Genomic DNA, 1,821 nt, shown 5'->3' on the forward strand with positions numbered 1-1,821 from the left:
GTCCTGGCCCGGCTGCTGTACGTGCGCGGCACCGGCGCGTTCCACGCTGTCCGGGTTCGCTGGGGGCTGGGCGGCCGGCACCGGGCCTCCTCGCGCTTTACTGGTAAGTAACTTGGGTGGGGTTGGTAACGGTAGCGACTGTTCGCCCGTTCGGGCAGCGGGGCGGCCCGGGAAAGTGGGGCAGGTCACGTCCCCGAACCGCCGGTGGGGCTTGCGGGCGGGGCACCGGCTCCAGTTACGCTACGACTCGTAGCGAAAGCAGTGACAACCAGGCGCCGCGTCCCGTGGGACGGGGGCGGCGCGGGCGCGGGTGGGGATCCGCGCCGAACGGTCCAGGCTACCGGGGGAGCGGCACCGCGCCCGGAATTCCGTGCCGCGCGGTCCGCGCGGGGCGACTTTCCGGAGGATGGTGCCCGCGAGCAGCGCGGACGGGGGAGGATGGTGCCATGCAGCCACGGAATTCGCGTCTCAACAGCTCCGCCCTGCGCGGCGCGGTCGACCTCGCCGCAGTGAAGGCGGCCGGCGAAGCCGCCCAGAAGGCCGAGCAGGCCCGGGCCGAGCGGGCCCGGCAGGCGGCCGCCGCCGATTCGGCCGGAGCCGTCCCCGCCCAGTCCGCCCACCGGCTCGTCATCGACGTCACCGAGGACACCTTCGAGGCCGAGGTCGTCCAGCGCTCCACCGAGGTGCCGGTCGTCATCGACTTCTGGGCCGAGTGGTGCGGGCCCTGCAAGCAGCTGAGCCCGATCCTGGAGGACCTGGCCGAGGAGTACGCCGGCCGCTTCGTGCTCGCCAAGATCGACGTGGACGCCAACCAGCTGCTCTCCCAGCAGTTCGGCATCCAGGGCATCCCGGCCGTGATGGCCGTGGTGGCCGGCCAGCTGGTGCCGCTGTTCCAGGGCGCGGAGAGCGCCGCCAACATCCGCAAGATCCTGGACCAGCTGATCCTGGTCGCCGAGCAGCGCTTCGGCGTGGCCGGCGGCGCGGCCGGCCCGGGCGAGGCCGAGGCCGCCGCGCCGCAGCGTCCCGAGGACCCGGCGCTGTCCGCCGCGCACGACGCGCTGGACGCCGGTGACCTGGGCGGCGCCATCCGTGCGTACCAGAACGTGCTGATCGAGCAGCCGGGCAACACCGAGGCCAAGCTGGGCCTGGCCCAGGCCGAGCTGCTGAAGCGGATCGAGGGCCTGGACCTCCAGGCCGTCCGGGCGGCGGCCGCCGCCGACCCGAAGGACGTCGAGGCCCAGCTCAAGGCGGCCGACCTGGACCTGGTCGGCGGTCACGTCGAGGATGCCTTCGGGCGTCTGGTGACCACCGTCGGGCGGACGGCCGGTGAGGACCGGGACGCCGCCCGGCTGCGCCTGCTGGAGCTGTTCGAGGTGATCGGCGCGGAGGACCCGCGGGTCGTCGCGGCCCGTACGGCGCTGGCGCGCGTGCTGTTCTGAGTCCGGATCGGGCCCGCCGTCTGGCACGGCGGATGACCTGCGGTGTCGCGGGGGATTTGGCGACAATCCGGTCAACCGAACAGAGGTTTACCAAATCTTGATTTCACCCGCGGGTGGTCACCATGTGTGACCACCCGCGGGTGTTTCGCTGGTGTTTCCGGCGGATTTCGCCATCACGATTCCTTCAAGGCGTCACACAGGGTGCGGCTCGGGTCGATTTCATGATCAACATCACCTGATGTTGCATTACCCGTCAGTAAGGAACCTCTTGTGCTTCGCCCGGGATTCAAGCACGATCGGCCACGCCCGGTCCCAGACTCCACTTCCGCCGACCCCGGTCGGCCACGCGGAGCGCGGGATCCCCACCGGGTGATCCGCCGGC

The 1,821-nt window shown here is 71.7% G+C and carries 1 protein-coding gene; it reads left to right on the forward strand.

The window, feature by feature from the left end:
- Positions 1-446: 446 nt before the first annotated feature.
- Positions 447-1,439, forward strand: coding sequence for a tetratricopeptide repeat protein (locus ACIQOV_RS39940; RefSeq protein WP_401055854.1), 993 nt, complete (start codon positions 447-449; stop codon positions 1,437-1,439).
- The last annotated feature ends 382 nt before the right edge of the window (positions 1,440-1,821 follow it).

The organism is Kitasatospora sp. NPDC091257, assembly GCF_044757675.1.
In the GTDB taxonomy this organism is placed as follows: Bacteria; Actinomycetota; Actinomycetes; order Streptomycetales; family Streptomycetaceae; genus Kitasatospora; species Kitasatospora lactacystinica.

What these genes read in the sequence shown, in the direction of transcription:
- ACIQOV_RS39940 (WP_401055854.1), top strand. Translation starts at nt 447, where the DNA reads ATGCAGCCACGGAATTCGCGTCTCAACAGCTCCGCCCTGCGCGGCGCG.